The sequence below is a fragment of the Rhodanobacter sp. T12-5 genome, assembly GCF_008329435.1.
In the GTDB taxonomy this organism is placed as follows: Bacteria; Pseudomonadota; Gammaproteobacteria; order Xanthomonadales; family Rhodanobacteraceae; genus Rhodanobacter.
In genome coordinates this window covers 186,879-207,305 of sequence record NZ_NPKN01000001.1, presented here as the reverse complement: position 1 = coordinate 207,305, position 20,427 = coordinate 186,879, and the positions used below count along the sequence as shown (strand labels likewise).

Here is a 20,427-nt window from a genome sequence, read left to right as displayed (position 1 = left end):
GGCAGACTCCACGGCTTGTATGACCACGGCTGTCACGATGCCACGCAGCAACCACTATACCGGCGTTGCCGACTATTCAGACGCACCGTCCGTTCAGCCCGTTCAGGCAGCCGTGCTGCTCGTGAACCTGGGCACGCCGACGGCGCCGACGGCCAAGGCGCTGCGCCGCTATCTTGGCGAATTTCTCGCTGATTCCCGGGTGATCGACTACCCGCGCTGGTTGTGGTGGCTGATCCTGCACGGCGTGATCCTGCGTGTCCGGCCGAAACGTTCGGCACATGCCTACGCGAAAATCTGGACCGATCAGGGCTCTCCGCTGCGTTTCGGCAGCGAGGCGCTGGCCGCCGGTTTGCAGGCCGAGCTGGACCGGCAGCAACCAGGCAAGCTGCGCGTGGCGCTGGCGATGCGTTACGGCGAGCCATCGGTCGCGCATGCGATCGACCGGCTGCAGCGCGAGGGCGTGCGGCGGTTGCTGGTGCTGCCGTTGTATCCGCAATATTCGGCGACCTCCAGCGGCTCGGTGATCGACGCCGTGGCGGACACGCTGAAGACGCTGCGCTGGCCGCCTGAACTGCGCATCATCAACGACTACCACGACGACCCCGGCCACATCGACGCACTGGCGACAAGCATCGAGAAGTGGTGGGCATCGAACGGCCGCGGCGACAAGCTGCTGCTGTCGTTCCACGGCATTCCCGAGCGCTACGTGCAACTGGGCGATCCGTATCTCGACCATTGCATGGACACCGCCCGGCGATTGCGCGAACGGCTGCAGCTCGGCGAAGACGAACTCATCGTCAGCTTCCAGTCACGCGTGGGTCGCGAACGCTGGCTGCATCCCTACACCGACGCGACGGTGCGCCAGCTCGCCGCCGACGGCGTGAAGAAACTGGATGTCGCCTGCCCCGGTTTCGCGGTCGATTGCCTGGAGACGCTGGAGGAAATCGCGATGCAGAACCGCGACTTCTTCATCGCCGCCGGTGGCGACATGCTGCGCTACATTCCCGCGCTCAACGACAGCGCCGAACAGGTCGACAGCTTGGCCGCGCTGGTGTTGAAGCATGTCCGGGGCTGGCCGGAATCCGCCGCGTGACCGCACCGACCGAGCGCCGCATGGCGCTGCCGCACTCGGGCCTGGCCGCACAGGCATGGGGCGACGAAGCACTGCCGCCGCTGCTGGCCTTGCACGGCTGGCTCGACAACGCCGGCAGCTTTGCGCGACTGGCGCCGCTGCTGGCCACGCGATTCCACGTCATCGCGCTGGACTTGCCCGGCCATGGCCATTCCAATCACCTGCCCGCGGGCGCCAGCTACCACTACCTCGACTACGTACAGGCCGCGCTCGCCGCCGTCGACTCGCTGCAATTGAGTCGTTGCAGCCTGCTCGGCCATTCCCTGGGTGCCGGCATCGCCGCGCTGGTCGCTGCCGCCGCGCCCGGACGCATCGAACACCTGCTGCTGATCGAAGGCCTCGGCCCGCTCGGCGACGATGGCACGCACACATTGCAGCGCTTCCGGGACGCGCTGGCCCCACGCAGCGACAACGGCAAGCCGCTGCGGCTGTTCCGCGACGTCGAACAGGCGATCAGTGCGCGCAGCCTCGCCAGCGGACTGCCTGCCGCACAGGCGCGACCGATCGTCGAACGCGGCTTGATCGAAACCAAAGGTGGCTGGCGCTGGCGCAGCGACCCTCGGCTGACCCGCCCCAGCGCCGTGCGCCTGGCCGAGTCGCAGGTGCATGCACTGCTGGGCGGCATCAGCGCGCCCACCGCGCTGCTGCTGGCGCAACCCGCCACGCCGTACTTGCCGAGCGCGCCGATGCAGGCGCGCGCCGATTGCGTGGCGAACATCACGGTCAGCCACATGGCCGGCCACCACCACCTGCACCTTGAACACCCGCAAGCCGTCGCAGACTGGATCATCGCCTCGACGTCGTAGGAGCTCGCTCCTGCAGGTACTCGTCAGGGCTTCTTCAGCCCCAGCACATCGAGACCCTGCTCGAAACGGATGTCGACCGGGATATGCGCCTGGTCGAGCCGCTTCAGGTCGCCGGCGAGCTGGGCGTCGACGGCACCCATCTGGTCGGTGAGCTGTTTCGCCGCAGCGTAGTCGCCGTCGCCCTGGATGGTCAGCAGCTTGGCCGACAGCGCATTCATCGCCGCGGTCATCTTGTCGAAGTCGACGCGGTAGCGGCCAGTTTTCCCGTCGCGGCTGAACGCCCCCTGCTGCTTGAAGAAGTTGAAGCGCACCATGTTCGCCTTGGCATGCGCGTCGCTGGCGCCGAAGCGCACCGAGCGCAGGATGCCGGCGAGGAAGGTGACGTAGTTGTCCATCAGCTTCGACTTGTCCAGCTCGCCCTTCTCCGCCAGCTTGCTGACCATGTACAGGCCGAGGATGTCGGCCTTGCCTTCCTCGAAGCTGGAGGCCTGGTCCTTCAGCGCCTTGCGCACCGTACCTTTGCCGTCGAGGGTTTCCTTGATGCCGAGGCCATGCGCCACTTCGTGGAACATGGTGTTCTGGAAGAACGCGTCGAAGGTGAGGTTGCGCTGTTGGTCCTCGGCGATCAGCTCCTTCGCGATCGGCAGCATGATCTTGTCGAACTTCGCCTGCATCACGTTTTCCAGCTGAAGCCGGCGCGTGCCTTTCTTCAGCTGCACCTGCTCGTCGTTGGGCAGATTGATCGCAATGGTCTTGGCGCCGACGTTGGCATCGCCGCCGTAGTAGATCGCGAAGTAGGCGTTGAGATCAGCGTCGGAACCGGGCTTCTCCGCCTTGTACTTGTCGGCCACCGGCAGGCCGCGCTGCAGTTCGGGCAGGTATTTCGCGAAGCGGGCCAGCTTGGCACTCCAAGCCTGGTCCTTGATCAGGACATAGGATTCGTAGCTGGCCTTGTAGCCGTACAACTGGTCCTCGTAGGTTTCGATCGGGCCGATCACGATGTCGACCGGGTTCTTCTTCATCGCCATCCAGGCGAAGTCGCTGGCCTGGTAGTCGTCGCTGAGCAAGGCATCGGCGCGCATCGTGAGGTATTTCCTGAAACCGGCGTCCTGCGCCAGCTTCGCTGCGTCACGCAGCAGGCCGGCGGCTTTCTCCAGTTGCGCCTTGTACGCCTCGTGATACGGCACGGTGACCAATTTGCCCTGGGCGTCCCGACGCAACAGCGTGTACAGCGAGGTCTTGTCCTTCAGCGTGGACTGCTCGAACTCGGCCTTGCTCATGTCGGCCGGGTAGAACTGCGCGCCCGGTGGGCGCGCGCCGATGCCGTCGACGAATGGCTGGTCGTTGTCGAGACGATCCCACGGGCCGTAATTGATTTCGGCGAACTGCCGCGTGGCCGGGTCGCTGATTTTCTGCAGCAAGGCATCCTTGTCGCCCCACGCCTGCTGCCAGTAAAGCGCATTCATGCTGTCGGCCGCCTCGACCAGCAGCGCGACCATCTGCTTCTGCTTCGCATTGAATTTCGACAGGTCGGCAGTGAGTTTCACCGTGGCGTAGTCGGCCAGGTGCTGCTGCACGACGGCGTTGGTGGCACTGCTGGCCGCGACGGGGGCGACATTGCCCGGCGCCGGCGCCAACTCCTCTTTCGATTCGGGCGCGATCGACGCCGGATCATGGCTCGAAGAGCAGCCGGCCAGGGCCAGCAGCAGGCACACGGGAAGCAGATGTCGAACCATGGCAATTCCTTGACGAGGGGATGCCCCATGGTATCGCGCCTCGGTGCGAGCCGAGCCGCCCTGACGCGGGCCTTGGCCATCCATATCCGCCGCACGGGACGGATGCCTCGCCGGCGCCGTTCCGCTATCGTGCAACTCCCTACGCCGCGTCACATCCATGAATCAGCCACCGCCATCCGTTCCGCCGGCACGCCGCGCCGCGCTCGTCTTCATCTTCGTCACCGTGATGCTCGACATGCTCGCGTTCGGCATCATCATTCCGGTGCTGCCCCATCTGATCGTGGAATTGATCGGCGGCAGCATTTCCAAGGCAGCCGTCTGGTCGGGCACGTTCGGCGCCTTGTTCATGCTGATGCAGTTCGTGTTCTCGCCGGTGCAGGGCGCGCTGTCGGACCGCTTCGGGCGGCGCACGGTGATCCTGATATCGAGTCTCGGCCTGGGCATCGACTTCATCGTGATGGCGCTGGCGCCGGTGCTGTGGCTGCTGTTCATCGGCCGTGCCGTGTCGGGCATCTGCGCGGCGAGTTTCTCCACAGCCAACGCGTATATCGCCGACATCGTGCCGAAGGAGAAGCGTGCCGCGGCGTTCGGCACGCTGGGCGCCGCCTTCGGCATCGGCTTCATCGTCGGCCCGGCGCTGGGCGGCTTTCTGGGCGACCTGCATATCCGCCTGCCGTTCTGGATCGCGGCCGGGCTGTCGCTGGTCAATTTCTGCTATGGCTGGTTCGTGTTGCCCGAATCGCTGCCGAAAGAACGACGCAGCGCGCGCTTCGACTGGCGCCACGCCAATCCGTTCGGCGCGGTGGTCTTGCTGCGCCGCTATCCCCAGGTGTTCGGGCTGGCCGCCGTGTTTTTCCTGATCAACCTGGCCCAGTTCTCGCTCAATTCCACCTACGTGCTGTACACCGACTACCGCTACGGCTGGGGGCCGCAGGCCGTCGGCCTGACGCTGGGTCTGGTCGGCCTGTGCAGCGGGCTGGTGCAGGCGGTGCTGGTGCGCCGGCTGATGCCGAAGCTGGGCGAGCGACGGATGATCCTGGCCGGGCTCGCGCTGTGCATCGTCGGTTACGTGTTCTTCGGCTTCGCCTCGATCGGCTGGCTGTTCCTGCTGGGCATCCCGTTCCTCAGTCTCGGCGGCCTGGCCGGACCGCCGGCGCAGGCGATGATGACGCACCAGGTCGATCCGCATGAGCAGGGTCGCCTGCAGGGCGCGCTGACCAGCCTGGCCAGTCTCGCCGGCATCTTCGGGCCGGCGTTGTTCGCCAACATTTTCGCCTTGTTCATCAGCGATCACGCACCGGTGCGGCATCTGCCCGGCGCCGCGTTCGTGCTGGCCGCGCTGCTGCTGTTCGCCGCCGCGCTGATTGCCGTGCGCGTCATGCGCCATACGGCCGTCGAGGCGCCATTGGCATCCAGCGAGTTTTCCCCCGAACCGATTCCTCACGCCCCACCGGAGCAATCTCCATGACACTGTCCATGTATCAGGCCGCCGTACCCGTCTTCGTTCGCGCGCTCGGCAATCTCGCGCACGTGCTGAAGAAGGGCGAGGAACACGCCAAGTCGAAGAACGTCACCGACGAAGTCCTGCTGCAGACGCGGTTGATCACCGACATGCTGCCGCTGGTCAAGCAGATCCAGATCGCCTGCGACATGGCCACCCGCGGCACCGCCCGCCTCGCGGGCGTGGAGCCGGCGACGTTCGAGGACAACGAGATCACGCTGGAGCAGGCCTACAGCCGCATCGAACGCTCGGTCGAGTACATCAAGGGCTTCACGCCCGAACAGATCGACGGCAGCGAGACCCGCACGATCGTGCTCAAGATGCGCAGCGGCGAAATGACGTTCGACGGCCAGAGCTACCTGCTGCACTTCCTCATCCCGAACCTGTTCTTCCACTGCACCACCGCATACAACATCCTGCGCGAGGCGGGCACCACGATCGGCAAGACCGATTTCATCGGCGCCGCCTGAGTCGTGCCGCACTGGCGGCGGCGATGTCGGCCGCCGCCAGGGTTCCGATCCCCAAGATGGGCACTGCGGCGCAAAGCCCGCGCCCATGCATTCCAAAAACTGTGACGCACAACACTTTTGCCTGATTTTATTGGCCCGCACCCTGCTAGATCACACTCGACCCCACGGTTCCCCAACCTTTCGAGTGAATCCCATGACACCCATCATCGAATGCATCATCGCCGGCGGGCCTCAGCACGGGCTGGTCTGCCGCCGCCGCTGGGACGGCCACCGCAGCACGCCACTGGCGGTGATCAGCGAGGACGGCCAGCTGTGCATTGCCGCCGCGCGCAAGCATTCCGGCGCCGCCCGCACCCGCTTCATCCTGCTGCACCCGCAGGCGACGGGTGAGCAGTTTCTGACCCTGCTTGCCGCCTGAAGCTGACCCGCCGCGTCAGCTGTCGGAACTCCGACACCTGCTGGAACACCGCCACTGCTGGTGGCAAGCCGCGCTGATCGCCTTGTTCCGCCGCACGATCGCATCGACAATGAATGGCTTGGCACTGCGGCAACGTGCCTGGACAACCTCCCCGACGTCGATGGAATCCCGGATCCCGCATGTTGCGCCTGACCGACCTCAAGCTGCCGCTTGACCATACCGAGGCCGCACTCACCGACGCGATCCTCCAGCGCCTGGGCATCGAGGCTGCCGCGCTGACCGGATATACGATCGCCAAGCGCAGTCACGACGCGCGCAAGCGCGGTGCGATCGCGTTGATCTACGCGCTGGATGTCGACACCCCTCGTGAAGCCGAGCTGCTGCAGCGCTTCGCCGACGACCCGCACATCCAGCCCACGCCCGACACCGACTACCACTTCGTCGCGCGGGCGCCGGCGCGCATGGGGCACCGCCCGCTGGTGATCGGCTTCGGCCCGTGCGGCTTGTTCGCCGGGCTGATCCTGGCGCAGATGGGCTTTCGCCCGATCATCCTCGACCGCGGCAAGGAAGTGCGTGAGCGCACGAAGGACACCTGGGATCTGTGGCGCAAGCGCCAGCTGCATCCGGAATCCAACGTGCAGTTCGGCGAGGGTGGCGCCGGCACGTTTTCCGACGGCAAGCTGTACAGCCAGATCCGCGATCCGCTGCATCACGGCCGCAAGGTGCTGACCGAATTCGTCAAGGCCGGCGCGCCGCAAGAGATCCTCTATGTCAGCAAGCCGCACATCGGCACGTTCCGGCTGGTCTCGATGGTGGAGAACATGCGTGCCACGATCGAATCGCTGGGCGGCGAGATCCGTTTCAGCCAGCGCGTCGACGACCTGCTGATCGACATCGATGGCGACGGCGGACGCCACGTGCGCGGCGTCACCCTGGCCAGCGGCGAACAGCTGCGTTCCGATCACGTGGTACTGGCGCTCGGCCACAGCGCACGCGACACCTTCGAGATGCTGCACGCGCGCGGCGTCTACATCGAAGCCAAGCCGTTCTCGATCGGCTTCCGCATCGAGCACCCGCAGTCGGTGATCGACCGCGCCCGCTTCGGGCCGCAGGCCGGTCATCCGATCCTCGGCGCAGCCGACTACAAGCTGGTGCATCACGGCAAAGGTGGCCGCACGGTCTACAGCTTCTGCATGTGTCCCGGCGGCACCGTGGTCGCCGCCACCAGCGAGCCCGGCCGCGTGGTCACCAACGGCATGAGCCAGTACTCACGCAACGAACGCAACGCGAACGCGGCGGTGGTGGTCGGCATCGATCCATCCGATTTCGTGTCTTACGACAACAGCGGCAGCCCGCTCGCCGGCATCGCGCTGCAACGTGCACTGGAAAGCCACGCCTACGCGCTGGGCGGAGAAAACTACAGCGCCCCGGCGCAGCTGGTCGGCGATTTTCTCGCCGGCCGTGCGTCACGCGAATTCGGCGACGTGCAACCCTCGTACAAACCCGGCGTGACGCTGGGCAGCCTCGACAGCGCCCTGCCCGACTACGCGATCGCCGCGATCCGCGAGGCATTGCCCGCGTTCGAACGCCAGATCCGCGGTTACGCCATGCATGACGCGATCCTCACCGGTGTCGAGACACGCACCTCTTCGCCAGTGCGGATCAAGCGCGACGACAGCCTGCAAAGCCTCAACACCCGCGGCCTGTACCCCGCCGGCGAGGGTGCCGGCTACGCGGGCGGCATTCTTTCCGCGGCGGTGGACGGCATCAAGATCGCCGAAGCGGTGGCACGGGATATCGCGAGGCAAGATCGGCAAGGGCCAATTCAAGCGCAAGGATGAAATGCCTCACTCAACCGGCAAATGCAAGGCTCACCTGCATCTGCGGGTCGGCCAGGCCGCCATTGATTGCGCGCCTTGATGGCCGTATGTAGGTCAGGCTCGCCACTGCTCGCTCGACCTGCCCCTCCCAGAAGGTATCTCCATGACGACCCAGAACCCGCCCATTCCCCTGCGCATCGACTTTGTCTCCGACGTTTCCTGCCCCTGGTGCGCAATCGGACTGACCGCGCTGCAGCAGGCGCTTCACAATCTGCAGGGCGAGGTCGCTGCGGAAATCCATTTCCAGCCGTTCGAGCTGAACCCGCAGATGCCGCCGGAGGGCGAGGATTCCACCGAGCACCTGATGCGCAAGTACGGCAGCGGGGCAGCGCAGATCGAGGCAAATCGCGAGGTGATCCGTGAACGCGGCGCCGCACTGGGTTTCACCTTCAACATGGATCGGCGCAGCCGCATCTACAACACGTTCGACGCGCATCGGCTGCTGCACTGGGCGGAACTGGAGGGCCGCCACCTGGCGCTGAAGCAGGCACTGCTGCGAGCGTATTTCACTGACGGCGAAGACGTGAGTGCGCACGACACGCTGCTGCGGCTGGCCGCCGAGTCCGGTCTGGACGTCGAACAGGCGCGGCAGGTGCTGGCGAGCGACGCCTATGCCGACGAAGTGCGCACGCAGGAGCGGTTCTATCAGGAGCACGGCATCCAGTCAGTGCCGGCCACCATCATCAACGGCAAGCACCTGATTTCCGGTGGGCAACCGCCGGAGGCGTTCGAGCAGGCCCTGCGGCAGCTCAGCGCGTCAGCCTAGCCGAGAGATTCGCGCGCGCGTCGGAGGATTCGTCGACCTGAGCGGCGACCCAATGTTCGATCGGGGCGGGGCGGCCGAGCAGGTAGCCTTGCCCCAGCTCGCAACCCATCGCCATCAGCGCCTCGCGCTGGGCTTCGGTTTCGATGCCTTCGGCGATCACCTGGATGTCGAGCGCGCGCGCCAGCGCCAGGATCGCCGCGACCACGGTGGTGCTGCTGGTGTTGCCGGACTTGTCCAGCTCATCGACGAAAGCGCGATCGATCTTGAGGATCCGCAGCGGCAGCGAGTGCAGGTAGCTGAGCGACGAATAGCCGGTACCGAAGTCGTCAAGCGCGGCGCCGACGCCCACCGTGCGCAGGCGCTCGAGCGTGGCGCGCACACGCTCGGGGTCATCCAGCAATGAGCCTTCGGTGACTTCCACCACCAGCCGCGTCGGCGACAGCCCGGTGCGTTGGAGCAGTGCCAGCAGGTTGCGATCGAAGCTGGCATGGCGCAGATGCAGGGCCGAAACGTTGAGGGTGAGGAAGAGATTCCCGTCGGGCAGTTGCGCGATCCTCTCGCAGGCCAGTTCGAACAGGCGCCAGTCGATCGTCTCGATGTGGCCGCCGTCCTGCGCGATCCGGAGGAACTCGCCGGGCCGAAGCGCGCCGCGCTGCGGATGGTTCCAGCGTATCAGCGCCTCGTAGCCCACCACCCGGCCATCGCCAAGCCGTATGACCGGTTGAAAGTAGGGCTCGAACTGGCCTTGCTGCAGCGCCTGGCGCAACTCGCTTTCGAGCGTCAGCACGTCGATCATGTTCTTGGCCAGTGTCTCGTCGAATACGGCAAAGCGCTTGCGCCCCAGTTCCTTCGCGCGATACAGCGCGATGTCGGCATCGCGCAGCAGTTCGTCGGCGCTGTGATAGCTGGCATCGCCGCAGGCGATACCCACGCTGACGGAAGGCTCCAGTTCCTTGCCGGCGATCTGCAACGGCATGCCCAGCGTCCCGAGCACGCGGCGGGCCACATTGGTAGCGGCAGCGGGGACTTCCACGTCTTCCAGCAGGATCGCGAACTCGTCGCCGGACAGCCGCGCGACCACGTCCGGTTCGCGCACGCATTGCTGCAGGCGCGTGGCGATCGCTTTCAGGAATTCGTCGCCGGCAAGGTGGCCGAGGCTGTCGTTGATCACCTTGAAGCGATCCACATCCAGGTACAGCAACGCGCAACGGCGGCTCGGCTGGCGTTCGATCAGCGCCAGCACACGATCCAGTCGGTCGCGCAGATAACCGCGATTGGGCAGGCCGGTGAGGGGGTCGTGCATGACCTGGTGCTTGAGCTGCTGCTGAATCTCCTCGCGACGGGCGATCTGCTGGCGCAGTTCCCGGGTGCGCTCCTCCACGCGCTGTTCCAGTAGCGCGTTGGCCTTGTGCAGCGACGCCGCGGAACGACGCCGGTAGATGCTGTTGGCGATCTGCAGGGCGGCGAAGCTCAGCAGCTCCTGATCAGCCGCGTTGTATGCCACCGCCTCGGTATAGCTCTGCACCACCACCAGGCCGATGACCTCGTCACCGACGAACAACGGCACACCGAGCCAGCAGTTCGCCGGTCGGCCAATGCGGTCGATCGCAACCTCGCCGCGGTCGGCCAATGCCCTCACCTCGTCTTCGGTGCACATCAGCGATTGGCCGCGGCGCAGCACGTATTCGCTGAGGCCGGCGCCGAGCGCGCGGCGAGCGGTGCGCCGGACCCCGGCGTCCACGTAGTAGGGAAACTCCAGCAACTCGCCATCGCTGGAGAGCAGCGCAATGAAGAAGTTTTCCGCCGTAAGCAGCTCGCCCACCACGGCGTGTACGCGTACGTAGAACTCGTCCTCGTCGATGTCGGCGGTGGCCAATTGGGCCAGGTGGAACAGGGCGGCCTGCAGTTGCTCGGCACGCTGGCGTTCCAGTACTTCCTGCTGCAGCCCCTGATTGGCCTCGGCCAGCTCCTGCGTGCGCAGGCGCACGCGCTGCTCCAGCTCGTCCTTGGTCTGCTTGCGTTCCAGCGCAGTGAGGATGTGGCTGCCGACAAACTCCAGCAGGGCACGATCTTCCAGCGTGAAGACGATGTCCTGGTCGTAGGTCTGCACCACCAGTGCGCCGTGCACCTGGCCATTGCGCAACATCGGTACGCCCAGCCAATCGAAACTTTCCGGGCCGACCAGCATCAACGGCCCGTCGACTCGCTGTCGCAGTTGATTGATGGTGCCCATCAATGCCTTGCCCTGGGCGATCAAATACCAGGTCAGCGTGTTCCGCAGCGTCTCCAGCGGGATCTCCAGCGCGGTATCCGGCGCTTCAGGATCGACCACGTCGGCGTAGTACAGGAAACGAATGGCGGCGCGCTCGGCGTCATAGCGCACGATGAAGAAATTTTCGGCGTACATCAGCGTGCTGACGATCGCATGGATGCCACGCAGAAGCTCGGGCATGTCCAGTTCGGACCCGGCCAGATCGGAAATGGCGAACAGTGCACTCTGCAGGTTTTCCGAGCGCTCCAACTGCTCGTGCGAGTCGCGCAGATCGGACAGCCGCAGAGCATGTCGCAAATGATGCGCAGCCAGTTGCAGGCATGGTTCGAGCGGGTCGAGGCGGCCTGGCGGCGCATCGGCGGTCATGCTCAACAGCAGCACTACACGCTCGGGCTGCAGCAACCGCAAGGCAGCCTGACGACGGTCGACCGAATAACCCAGACCGTCCGCGGCTTGCAAGGCGACGACGGCGAGCGCTGCCTCTTCGGCCAACGGCGGCGCCCCTGCCATCGTCTGCAGTCGCCCATCGTCGTCGGCGCACAGCAACGTGGCACCACAGCATCCGGGAAGGGTCAGCGCGAACTCGCGGATCATCCCGCCCACTTCGTCCGGCGTGGTTGTCTCGATCATCCGCGTCAGCCACGCCAGTCGGGCCGCCTCACTGTGCGGCATCGCGTCGAAAGCGAGGCATTGGCTCATCACAAGGCCGTCCAGCGTGAAAGCGTGAAACATCTACCACAGATTGCCATATGGTGCGCTGGCGATTGGACCGGGCGGGCTCCATGCAAGGCTCCATAGCAAGGGAGATCGGCGCAACACCGGCAATCTTGAGCGCGGGGCGCTCATCATCCCGTCCCGCTAGAATCAACGGTCGCCTTGTGACTCCGCAGCATGCTCGCCGATACCACCAAAGACGCCATCCGCGCCGCCTATGCACGCCTGAAGGACGGCTTGCCGGGCTTTCGCGCGCGCGCCTCGCAGGGAAAGATGATCGCCGAGGTGGCCAAGGCGTTCGGCCAGACCGGCGGCGTGGCGGTGATCGAGGCACCGACCGGCACCGGCAAGTCGATGGCCTACCTGATCGCCGGCGTCGAGGTGGCGCGTTTCCAGAAGAAGAAGCTGCTGATCGCCACCGCCACCGTGGCGCTGCAGGAACAGCTGGTACAGCGCGATATCCCGCTCTACCTGCAACTCAACGGGATCGAGGCGAAGGTGGCGCTGGCCAAGGGCCGCGGTCGGTACCTGTGCCCGCGCAACCTGCTGATGGCGGCCAACAGCATCAACGACACCGCGCAGATGGGCCTGGCCGGCTTCGACGCCGATCTGGTGCTGTGGACCAAGCCACCTCAGGCGCGCGACAAGCATGCCCTGTCGAAATTGCGCGTGGCGTTCGACCACAACGAGTGGAACGGCGACATGGACAGCGCACCGGAGCCGGTCAGCGACCTGCTGCGGCCGATGATCACCACCAGCGCTGGCGGCTGCACCGGACGCAAGTGCGGACAGTTCATGATCTGCCCGTTCTTCGCCGCGCGCCGTGCAGTGGATGACGCCGAAATCATCGTGGCGAACCAGGACCTGGTGCTGGCCGACCTCACCATGCCGGGCGAGGATGAAGGCAGCGGCGTTCAGGCATGGGGCGGGGTGATCCTGCCGCGGCCTGACGAGACGCTGTACATCTTCGACGAAGGCCACCACGTGCCGGGCAAGGCGATCGACCGCGGTGCAGCGGAGGTCTACATGACCGCCACAGTGCGCCAGCTGAGCCGGCTCGGCCGGCAGGTGCACGCGGCGTATTCGCTGACCGACAAGGAGCGCCTGGGCAAGCTCGGCCTCGACCAGGGCGACGAAAAGCTGCAGGAACTGAGCAACACGCTGGAGGAATTGGAAAAGGAGATCCGCCTCGGCTGGCTGCCCGACCCGGCCGAGACCGAGCCGATGTACCGCGGCTCGCTCGGCCAGTTGCCCGAGGCGTGGGTGGAGCATGCACGGGTGCTGGACGTACTCACCGGTGACGTGCAGCGCTGGCTCAGTGCGGTGCGTCGGGCCGTCGTCGAAATGACCGACGGCGGGCCAACCCAGGAAGCGCTGTCGCGCGAACTCGGCATCGCGCTGGAACGCATCGGCAAGCAGGCCAGCTGCTGGCGCGCATGGTCCAGCGACGATCCGGAAAACACACCGCCGCTGGCGCGCTGGGTCACCCTCGGCGCCGACCAGCAACTGGTCTGCCATGCGTCGGCGGTGTCCGCCGCGGGTTTGCTGCGCAACGTGCTGTGGAACAACGCCAGCGGCGTGGTGATGACCTCGGCCACGCTCAGCGCCGGCGGCAACTTCCGCGGCTTCGCCGACGCCGTCGGCCTGCCCAATGACGCGGTGACCTTGAGCCTGCCCTCGCCGTTCGACCTCGCCGCGCAGGCCCGGCTGGAAGTCCCCGCGATGCGCACTCTGCCGGATGCGCGCGAGGCGCACGCCGAGGAGATCAGCGAATGGCTGGCGGCAAACCTCGACTGGGACGCCGGCAACCTGGTGCTGTTCACCTCGCGCGTGAAGCTCGACCGCGTGCTGCAGAAGCTGCCGATCGCACAAGTGCGCAAGGTGCGCGCGCAGGGTTCGCTGGGCAAGTCGCAGCTGGTCGCCGAACACTGCGCCGACATCGAGGCCGGCAAGGGCAGCACGCTGTTCGGGCTCGCCTCGTTCGGCGAAGGCCTCGACCTGCCGGGCAAGTTCTGCGAGACCGTGGTGATCACCCAGCTGCCGTTCGCGGTGCCGACCGATCCGGTCGGCGCGACCTACGCCGAATGGCTGGAATCGCGTGGTCGGAACCCGTTCATCGAGGTCAGCATCCCCGAGGCCACGCGCCTGCTCACCCAGTACTGCGGCCGCCTGATCCGCAACGAGACCGACCACGGCCGCATCGTGCTGCTGGACCGCCGCGTGGTCACCAAGCGTTACGGCAGCGGCATGCTGAAGGCGCTGCCGCCGTTCCAGCGCGTCATCGAGAGGACCGCATGATCATCCGCCTGGCCGACTGCCCTTCGCAGTCATGGAAGAACGGCCTGGGCCGTACCCGCGAAATAGCCGTCCAGCCGTCCGCGGCCGGCGGCGGCGGTTTCCTCTGGCGGGTGAGCGTGGCCGAGGTCGACAGCGCCGCGCCGTTCTCCTCGTTCCCCGGCATCGACCGCCAGATCGTGCTGCTCGACGGCGCCGGCTTCACGATGACGCTGGACGACGGTCGCGTGCACGCGCTGACCACGCCGTTCGTGCCGTTCGCGTTTGCCGGCGAGGCGAAAGTGGACGTGGCGCTGGCCGGCGGCCCCACCCGCGATTTCAACCTGATGCTGCGCCGCGGACACGTGCGCGGCGGCATCGAGGCGTGGCGGGACGCGGGGCCGCACACGACCGACGCCGCCACCGTGCTGGTGTATGGCGCCCGCGGCACGATCGACTGTGCCGACGGCACGCTGCGTCCGGGCGACGCCTGGCGACCGTCTTCCGGTGCCGCGGCACTGACCTTGCATCCGGGCGCACTGGCACTGGTCGTGCGGGTCGAAGCCGTGGCCTGACGACTGTCACTATGGCGTCGGGCTGCGCGTCTCTATTCTTGTCACTCACTGTCTCCACTGGAGCTTCGACCATGCCCGTGCTGATCCTTGGCCTCGTCCTGTTTCTTGGCATGCACTCGCTGCGCATCTTCGCCGACGGCTGGCGCACGCGGCAGATCGCGCGACTGGGCCTGAAGCGCTGGAAGGCGCTGTATGCGGTAGTGGCGATCGTCGGCTTCGTGCTCATCTGCTGGGGCTTCGGCCTGGCGCGGCAGCACCCGGTGCTGCTGTACGTGCCGCCGCTGTGGCTGCGCCACCTCAACGCACTGTTCACCCTGGTCGCCTTCGTGCTGTTCGTCGCGGCACGGGTGCCGCGCAACGCCTTCAAGGCGCGGCTGCACCATCCCCAGGTGCTGGCGGTGAAGGTGTGGGCGTTCGGTCACCTGCTGGCCACCGGCATGCTGCACGACGTGCTGCTGTTCGGTGCGTTCCTGCTGTGGGCGGTGGTGCTGTTCATTGCGTCGCGCCGGCGCGACCGCGCGGCCGGCACGGTCTATCCAGCCGGCACGCTGCGTGGCAACGTGCTGACCGTGGCGATCGGCGTGGCGGCCTGGGCGGTGTTCGCGCTGTGGCTGCACCTGTGGCTGATCGGCGTCAATCCGATGGCATGAACCGATGCTGCGGGGGTGTCGTGAGTCATCTGCGCACGCGTGCCGTTCTGCGCTAGAGTTTTCCGTACCCCCACCCGCGAGGACCCGACGCATGACCGGTTTCCTGCTCTGGCTGTTGCTGCTGGTGTTCTGCTGGCCGCTCGCGCTGCTGGCGCTGGTGCTGTACCCGATCGTATGGCTGCTGTTGCTGCCGCTGCGCCTGGTCGGCATCACCGTGACTGCCGTGTTCGCCTTCCTCGGCGCCCTGCTGATGCTGCCCGCACGCGTATTGCGCGGCCATCCGGTCTGACGCCAGCTCCGCCCTCTACGCCGCACCCCGCTGGTTCTGAAGGAGCGAAGTCGTTCATAACTTTACAATGGGGTCAGATAACTATCCAATAAGCACCGCATACTTTATGGTGCTCTCATGGCCCGACCCAGCCGTTCCGCGGAAATTGATGCCTCGCTGTTGGCCCAGGTCCAGAGCCATCCCAACGACCTGGTGCGCGTCGTCGCCGACGCGTTGGGGCTCAGCCGCGCCGCCGTAGCCACGCGCGCACGCGCGCTGATCGGCGAGGGCTATCTGGCCAAGGTCGGAACAACGCGACCAACCTACCGTCCCGGCACCTCCCGCCGCGCCACTTTTCGCCATCTGCTGCACGGTCTCGCCGAGGACCGCGTATGGGCACGTGATATCGCGCCACTGCTGAAAGGTCTGCCGGCGAACATCGTCGACATCAGCCACCACGGCTTGACCGAAATGGTCAACAACGCCATCGATCACTCCGAAGGGAAACACCTCAGGGTCCTGCTGGATCGCAACGACCGCCAGATTGCCATGATGGTGGCAGACGATGGAGTCGGAATTTTCCGCAAGATCACTCGCGCGCTGGATCTTCCCGACGAGCGGCTGGCACTGCTTGAGCTTTCAAAGGGAAAGTTGACCACCGATCCAAGGCGCCATTCCGGCGAAGGCGTGTTTTTCACTTCGCGCATGTTCGACCGTTTCCAGATCGCATCCGGCGATCTGGTCTTCGACCATGACGATGGAGCGGGCGACGACCTGCTTTTCGACATTGACATGCGCCATGTCCACCATGGCACGACGGTGCTGATGGAAATCAGGACCGACACGACCAGGACAGCCAAGGAAGTTTTTGATCAATACTCCAGCGGACCGGACGATTACACCTTTGCCAAGACGGTCGTCCCGGTCAGGCTGGCCAAGGTTGGCGACGAGAACCTGATCTCGCGCTCGCAAGCCAAGCGCCTGATGCAACGGGTAGAGCGATTCCGCACCGTGGTACTCGACTTCGAAGCGGTAACCAGCATCGGCCAGGCCTTTGCGGATGAAGTGTTCCGTGTCTTTGCGCACGACCACCCCGATGTCACCCTCGTTCCGATGCACACGGTTCCCGCAGTTCAACAGATGATTCGCCGAGCGGAAGTCGCTCGCGATGCGGAAAGCGATCAACTCCCGTTGCCCTGACCATGGCCGTCAAACCTCACTCGTCTTCTTGCGAGCGCAATCGCGAACCGATCCTCGGCGTGCTGCGCGAGTATTTTTCCGATCGCCGGAATGTGCTGGAGATCGGCAGTGGCACCGGGCAGCACGCGGTGCATTTCGCCGCGGCGCTGCCCCAGCTCATCTGGCAAAGCTCCGATCGTGCAGAGAACCTGCCCGGCATCCGTGCATGGCTGGACGAGGCGGCATTGCCGAATACCCCGGCGCCGCTGGAACTCGACGTCGGCGGCAGCTGGCCGAGCGGTCCGTACGACGCGGTGTTCAGCGCCAATACCCTGCACATCATGGCCTGGCCCGAGGTGCAGCGGCTGTTCGCGCGGCTGCCTGCGATCACCACCGACGACGCCCGCCTGACCATCTACGGCCCGTTCAACTACCGGGGTCGCTACAGCAGCGAAAGCAATGCCGCGTTCGACGAATGGCTCAAGGCGCGCGGCGCGCACATGGCGATCCGCGACGCCGAAGCGATCGATACACTGGCACTTGCTGCCGGGTTCCGCCTGCTCGACGACATCGCGATGCCCGCCAACAATCGCTGCCGCGTGTGGCGACGCTTCCGCGGCTGAGTACCACCCGCACGGCGAACCTGCACGATCGCGCCGAACCGGGTACAAAGGCGGCATGAAGTCGATCGACACCCTGACCCCTTGCCCATGCGGCAATCCTGCCGGTTACACCGAATGCTGCGGCCCCCTGCACGACGGCGCCGTCGCCGCCACGGCCGAGCAACTGATGCGCTCGCGCTACAGTGCCTACGTGCTCATGCGCGAGGACTACCTGCTGTCCAGCTGGCACGCCGAGACCCGCCCGGCCTCGTTGCGGCTGGCCGCGCAGCAGCCGCCGCCGACCTGGTTGGGGCTTGAGGTACGGCGCCAGCAACTGGTCGACGACGACCACGCCATCGTGGAGTTCGTCGCGCGCTATCGCCTCGGCGGCGGTCGCGCGCAACGCCAGCACGAGACCAGCCGCTTCGTGCGCGAAGGCGGCCGCTGGTACTACCGCGACGGTGAACTGAAGAGCTGAAAGCGGTTGCAACACCCGCCTTGAACGGGACGCACAGGCTTTGTTGGATACTGTCTTGCCGCATGGCCCATGGCCGCCCCCGACCAGATGCATCGGCGAAGAGCCGGCAGGCAGTGCCCGCACCAAGAAAGCCAATTGATTTGCAGTTCAGAAGCCTTGCACGCGGGCTGCGTGCAGGCGTGCAGCCTCGGCGCGCACGGCAGGACAGTCAAAGAAGGCAACCAACTGGTTCGCCCGGCCTGCGCCGATGCCATCGCGCACCTGCCAGTCGCTTGTCCGACGCGTGCTGGACGCAGTCCAGTCGCTCAACCCGGCGGCGACGCTGGCCGGTACACCCAGCGCCTGCAGCCAGCGCGCGAAGGGGCGATCGCGCGCATCGGCAAAACTGCGCGCCAGCGCCTCGGCGCGGCCCGCGCCGAGGCCAGGCACGGCCGCCAGTTGGTCGGACGTGAGATTCATCCAGTCCAGCAGATGATGGATCAGCCCCGCATCGATCAGGGCCTGCCACGTATCGGCACCGAGACCGTCCAGTTGCAGACCGTGCCTGCCACCCAGCCACACCAGCCGCGCGCGGAACTGCTGCTCGCAGCCGGGCCTGGCCTCCCAGCAACTCAGGGGACCGTGTGCCTGTGGATCGGGCGGCATGACCGGCACGCGTTGCTGCGCTCGCCAGACCACCGACTGCAGCCGCGGAATGGTCAGCCCGGCCAGCACCAGCTCGACCTGGTCGCCGGGGCGTATGTCGAGTTCGCGCCAGCGCTTGAGCGAACCCACGCTGACCCGCTGCACGCGATGGTCGTCCAGCTGCACCGGCTCCAGTTCCAGCACCGGCGTGATGCGGCCGCTGCGGCCGACCGTGAAATCCACCGCGCGCACTTCGGCCAGCGCCGAGGCCGCCGGATATTTCCAGGCCACCGCCCAGTCCGGCGGTGCCGCGGCCCAGTCCGATGCCGGCGGCCGATGACCTTGTCGCAGCACCGTCCCGTCGGCGGCGAACGGCATCGCATGGCGGTACCACTGTTCGCGCCAGTGCTGCACGTCGGCCAGGGTTTTCGCCGGATGCGTATAGGTCACGCTGTCGGGCAATCCCATGGCCGCCAGTCCGGCCAGCCGCGCCGGCATGTCGGCCGGGCCGCTGGGCCAATCCCATACGAACAGGCCGATCTGCGCGGCGGTGTCGGCATCCAGCGTGTCGCGCGCCAGGGCGCCGGCCACGGTCGAACGCGCATTGGCACCACCGTCGTCGGCCTGCACGTGGCCGGGAAGTTTCCAGTAGATCTCGCCTTGCAGCACCACCCGTGCCGGCGCATTTGGCAAGCGCGCGGGAATTGCCGCGATGCGTCGCGCCTTGTCGGTCCAGTCCGAGCCATGCAGGCCGTCGCCACGGCTGATCGCCTGGCGCAATTGGCCGTCCATGTACAGCAAGGTGACGGCGACGCCGTCGGCCTTCGGTTGCACCCAAAGATCGTGGTCGCCGCGTGCGTGCATCCATGCGGCGAGCGCCGCGGCGTCGGGCAGCTTGGCCAATCCGGTTTGTGCCACCGGCGAACGCGTCTCGCCGCTGGCGTCGGCCAGGTGTGCCAGCGCTGCCGGTGCCTGCGCCGGAAAGCAGCGCCGCCAGCGCTCCAGCTGCTGCAGTGCCTGATCGTAGACTGCGTCGTCGACCGGCGATTGCCCGGTCACCCGATAGGCATGGTTCCAGCCGTCCAGTCGGTCGTGCAGCGCCCTGAGCTCTTGCTTCGCGCGGAGCGGCGACCAGCCGGGGCAATCCGCCGCCAGCACCGCGTGGCTTGTGAAGGCCGCGATCGCCGCAAGCGGCAGCAGCAGGCTGATGCGCATGAATCTCTCCCGTCCATGGATACGCCGGACAGGCTAGCCGGTGAAACCCGTTGCGGGCAGGCGAGATGGCCGCGGCCGTGCGTAGGCGACGGGCGCGAGCTACATGACCCGCAACATGACTTCGCCCAGGTATCGGCCGTGCGGGCCGAACCGGCGCTCCGCAACCACGCCGCCGCCGTGGCGATCGATCGCCACCACCGTACTGGCGCGGGTGCCGTAGTCGCCGCCACGGATGAAGGCCGACGACAGCCAGCGCTCGCGCTCCAGCCCGATACCGGTATCCGGCAACTGCGCGTCGTCGGCCACCCGTTCGTCGGCGAGGGCGTTGAACAGCGGTGAAAATTCGATGTTGCCGCCATCGTCGATCCACTGCTGCAAACGCTGCATCAATGCGCGCGTCTTCGGCCACGGCGTGTTGAAGTCGGCGTTCGACAGGCCGTGCACGCCGGGGGTCACCGCCTGCGCGCGCGGCTCCGGGCGGTTGCCGAGATAGAACGCCTCGCGCGCATCGAAGGTGAGCAGGTTGAACGGGCGATAGTCGGCGGCCGTGCGCAGCAGTTGCTGCGCATGCGTGGCGGCATCGGCGTCGCCACGGAGATAATCGGTGGCCAGCAGGCCGCGCGAGGCGCCGAGGTGCGGATCGCGCGGGTCGCGCACATTCGTCACCACGCAGCAGCGCCCGCCGTTGGTGACGCCGAGCCAGGTGCCACCGGCCTCGAGGTCGCGCCCGCCGACGATCGGCGCATCGTCCCAGCGCGCCAGCGCCGCACTGGGCCGCGCATGGAACTCGTCGCGGTTGCCCGCCAGCAGCAGGCGCCAGCGTGGATGCACATCCCAGGCGAACGCGATCAGGCACATGCGCAGAAC

At 66.5% G+C, this 20,427-nt stretch carries 18 protein-coding genes; 14 read left to right on the top strand and 4 right to left on the bottom strand.

From position 1 onward, the window contains the following. Positions 1–37 precede the first annotated feature (37 nt). Both hemH and CIW53_RS00905 read left to right on the top strand, forming a co-directional pair. The gene (gene hemH / locus CIW53_RS00910; protein ID WP_149362823.1) at positions 38–1,093 is read left to right on the top strand and encodes a ferrochelatase; all 1,056 of its coding nucleotides are present in this window, start codon (positions 38–40) and stop codon (positions 1,091–1,093) included. After that, positions 1,090–1,938 carry an alpha/beta hydrolase gene (locus CIW53_RS00905; protein WP_149362822.1) on the top strand — a complete coding sequence of 283 codons (849 nt, stop codon included), beginning with the start codon at positions 1,090–1,092 and terminating at the stop codon, positions 1,936–1,938. Before hemH ends, CIW53_RS00905 begins: the two co-directional genes overlap by 4 nt. Positions 1,939–1,961: 23 nt before the next feature. Here CIW53_RS00905 and CIW53_RS00900 read toward each other — a convergent pair whose 3' ends face one another. After that, the gene (locus tag CIW53_RS00900; RefSeq protein WP_149362821.1) at positions 1,962–3,674 is read right to left on the bottom strand and encodes a Zn-dependent hydrolase; all 1,713 of its coding nucleotides are present in this window, start codon (positions 3,672–3,674) and stop codon (positions 1,962–1,964) included. A gap of 157 nt (positions 3,675–3,831) precedes the next feature. Between CIW53_RS00900 and CIW53_RS00895 the strand changes: the two genes are divergently transcribed. The 5 genes from CIW53_RS00895 to CIW53_RS00875 all read left to right on the top strand — a co-directional run bounded on the left by CIW53_RS00895 (position 3,832) and on the right by CIW53_RS00875 (position 8,709). Continuing rightward, on the top strand, positions 3,832–5,142 hold the full coding sequence (locus CIW53_RS00895; protein WP_149362820.1) for a TCR/Tet family MFS transporter: 1,311 nt from the start codon (positions 3,832–3,834) through the stop codon (positions 5,140–5,142). Continuing rightward, a complete protein-coding gene (locus CIW53_RS00890; protein ID WP_149362819.1) occupies positions 5,139–5,645 on the top strand; it encodes a DUF1993 domain-containing protein in 507 nt (168 codons plus the stop codon). Before CIW53_RS00895 ends, CIW53_RS00890 begins: the two co-directional genes overlap by 4 nt. 193 nt (positions 5,646–5,838) lie before the next feature. Then, positions 5,839–6,063 (top strand): hypothetical protein, encoded by a 225-nt coding sequence (locus CIW53_RS00885; RefSeq protein ID WP_149362818.1) that lies wholly within the window; start codon positions 5,839–5,841, stop codon positions 6,061–6,063. 179 nt (positions 6,064–6,242) lie between these two features. After that, positions 6,243–7,904 (top strand): NAD(P)/FAD-dependent oxidoreductase, encoded by a 1,662-nt coding sequence (locus CIW53_RS00880; RefSeq protein ID WP_149362817.1) that lies wholly within the window; start codon positions 6,243–6,245, stop codon positions 7,902–7,904. Between the two features lie 142 nt (positions 7,905–8,046). Then, positions 8,047–8,709 (top strand): DsbA family oxidoreductase, encoded by a 663-nt coding sequence (locus tag CIW53_RS00875; RefSeq protein ID WP_149362816.1) that lies wholly within the window; start codon positions 8,047–8,049, stop codon positions 8,707–8,709. On the opposite strand, the gene CIW53_RS00870 is transcribed toward CIW53_RS00875, so the two are convergent. Beyond that, positions 8,693–11,680 carry an EAL domain-containing protein gene (locus CIW53_RS00870; RefSeq protein WP_149362815.1) on the bottom strand — a complete coding sequence of 996 codons (2,988 nt, stop codon included), beginning with the start codon at positions 11,678–11,680 and terminating at the stop codon, positions 8,693–8,695. The two genes, CIW53_RS00875 and CIW53_RS00870, sit on opposite strands and share 17 nt — an antisense overlap. Before the next feature lie 192 nt (positions 11,681–11,872). Between CIW53_RS00870 and dinG the strand changes: the two genes are divergently transcribed. The 7 genes from dinG (at position 11,873) to CIW53_RS00835 (ending at position 17,721) form a co-directional block, all read left to right on the top strand. Further along, entirely contained in the window at positions 11,873–13,993 is a 2,121-nt protein-coding gene (gene dinG / locus CIW53_RS00865) for an ATP-dependent DNA helicase DinG (RefSeq protein WP_149362814.1), read from the top strand. Further along, on the top strand, positions 13,990–14,544 hold the full coding sequence (locus CIW53_RS00860) for a HutD family protein (protein ID WP_149362813.1): 555 nt from the start codon (positions 13,990–13,992) through the stop codon (positions 14,542–14,544). The genes dinG and CIW53_RS00860 overlap by 4 nt, the downstream gene beginning before the upstream one ends. 71 nt (positions 14,545–14,615) lie before the next feature. Further along, a complete protein-coding gene (locus tag CIW53_RS00855) occupies positions 14,616–15,194 on the top strand; it encodes an NnrU family protein (RefSeq protein WP_149362812.1) in 579 nt (192 codons plus the stop codon). A 91-nt stretch (positions 15,195–15,285) separates the two neighbouring features. Further along, positions 15,286–15,483 (top strand): hypothetical protein, encoded by a 198-nt coding sequence (locus tag CIW53_RS00850; RefSeq protein ID WP_149362811.1) that lies wholly within the window; start codon positions 15,286–15,288, stop codon positions 15,481–15,483. Between the two features lie 117 nt (positions 15,484–15,600). Further along, on the top strand, positions 15,601–16,662 hold the full coding sequence (locus CIW53_RS00845) for a DUF4325 domain-containing protein (protein ID WP_149362810.1): 1,062 nt from the start codon (positions 15,601–15,603) through the stop codon (positions 16,660–16,662). Positions 16,663–16,664: 2 nt separating this feature from the next. Further along, positions 16,665–17,264: a DUF938 domain-containing protein gene (locus tag CIW53_RS00840; RefSeq protein ID WP_149362809.1), complete on the top strand. Its 600-nt coding sequence runs from the start codon at positions 16,665–16,667 to the stop codon at positions 17,262–17,264. Between the two features lie 55 nt (positions 17,265–17,319). Beyond that, positions 17,320–17,721 (top strand): YchJ family metal-binding protein, encoded by a 402-nt coding sequence (locus CIW53_RS00835; protein ID WP_149362808.1) that lies wholly within the window; start codon positions 17,320–17,322, stop codon positions 17,719–17,721. A 147-nt stretch (positions 17,722–17,868) separates the two neighbouring features. Here the strand turns inward: CIW53_RS00835 and ligB are convergent, their stop codons facing one another. Further along, a complete protein-coding gene (gene ligB / locus CIW53_RS00830) occupies positions 17,869–19,560 on the bottom strand; it encodes an NAD-dependent DNA ligase LigB (RefSeq protein WP_149362807.1) in 1,692 nt (563 codons plus the stop codon). 99 nt (positions 19,561–19,659) lie between these two features. Beyond that, a complete protein-coding gene (locus CIW53_RS00825; protein WP_149362806.1) occupies positions 19,660–20,418 on the bottom strand; it encodes an NRDE family protein in 759 nt (252 codons plus the stop codon). Positions 20,419–20,427: the final 9 nt, after the last annotated feature.

What these genes read in the sequence shown, in the direction of transcription:
- hemH (WP_149362823.1), top strand. Translation starts at nt 38, where the DNA reads ATGCCACGCAGCAACCACTATACCGGCGTTGCCGACTATTCAGACGCA.
- CIW53_RS00900 (WP_149362821.1), bottom strand. Translation starts at nt 3,674, where the DNA reads ATGGTTCGACATCTGCTTCCCGTGTGCCTGCTGCTGGCCCTGGCCGGC.
- CIW53_RS00895 (WP_149362820.1), top strand. Translation starts at nt 3,832, where the DNA reads ATGAATCAGCCACCGCCATCCGTTCCGCCGGCACGCCGCGCCGCGCTC.
- CIW53_RS00890 (WP_149362819.1), top strand. Translation starts at nt 5,139, where the DNA reads ATGACACTGTCCATGTATCAGGCCGCCGTACCCGTCTTCGTTCGCGCG.
- CIW53_RS00885 (WP_149362818.1), top strand. Translation starts at nt 5,839, where the DNA reads ATGACACCCATCATCGAATGCATCATCGCCGGCGGGCCTCAGCACGGG.
- CIW53_RS00880 (WP_149362817.1), top strand. Translation starts at nt 6,243, where the DNA reads ATGTTGCGCCTGACCGACCTCAAGCTGCCGCTTGACCATACCGAGGCC.
- CIW53_RS00875 (WP_149362816.1), top strand. Translation starts at nt 8,047, where the DNA reads ATGACGACCCAGAACCCGCCCATTCCCCTGCGCATCGACTTTGTCTCC.
- CIW53_RS00870 (WP_149362815.1), bottom strand. Translation starts at nt 11,680, where the DNA reads ATGAGCCAATGCCTCGCTTTCGACGCGATGCCGCACAGTGAGGCGGCC.
- dinG (WP_149362814.1), top strand. Translation starts at nt 11,873, where the DNA reads ATGCTCGCCGATACCACCAAAGACGCCATCCGCGCCGCCTATGCACGC.
- CIW53_RS00860 (WP_149362813.1), top strand. Translation starts at nt 13,990, where the DNA reads ATGATCATCCGCCTGGCCGACTGCCCTTCGCAGTCATGGAAGAACGGC.
- CIW53_RS00855 (WP_149362812.1), top strand. Translation starts at nt 14,616, where the DNA reads ATGCCCGTGCTGATCCTTGGCCTCGTCCTGTTTCTTGGCATGCACTCG.
- CIW53_RS00850 (WP_149362811.1), top strand. Translation starts at nt 15,286, where the DNA reads ATGACCGGTTTCCTGCTCTGGCTGTTGCTGCTGGTGTTCTGCTGGCCG.
- CIW53_RS00845 (WP_149362810.1), top strand. Translation starts at nt 15,601, where the DNA reads ATGGCCCGACCCAGCCGTTCCGCGGAAATTGATGCCTCGCTGTTGGCC.
- CIW53_RS00840 (WP_149362809.1), top strand. Translation starts at nt 16,665, where the DNA reads ATGGCCGTCAAACCTCACTCGTCTTCTTGCGAGCGCAATCGCGAACCG.
- CIW53_RS00835 (WP_149362808.1), top strand. Translation starts at nt 17,320, where the DNA reads ATGAAGTCGATCGACACCCTGACCCCTTGCCCATGCGGCAATCCTGCC.
- ligB (WP_149362807.1), bottom strand. Translation starts at nt 19,560, where the DNA reads ATGCGCATCAGCCTGCTGCTGCCGCTTGCGGCGATCGCGGCCTTCACA.
- CIW53_RS00825 (WP_149362806.1), bottom strand. Translation starts at nt 20,418, where the DNA reads ATGTGCCTGATCGCGTTCGCCTGGGATGTGCATCCACGCTGGCGCCTG.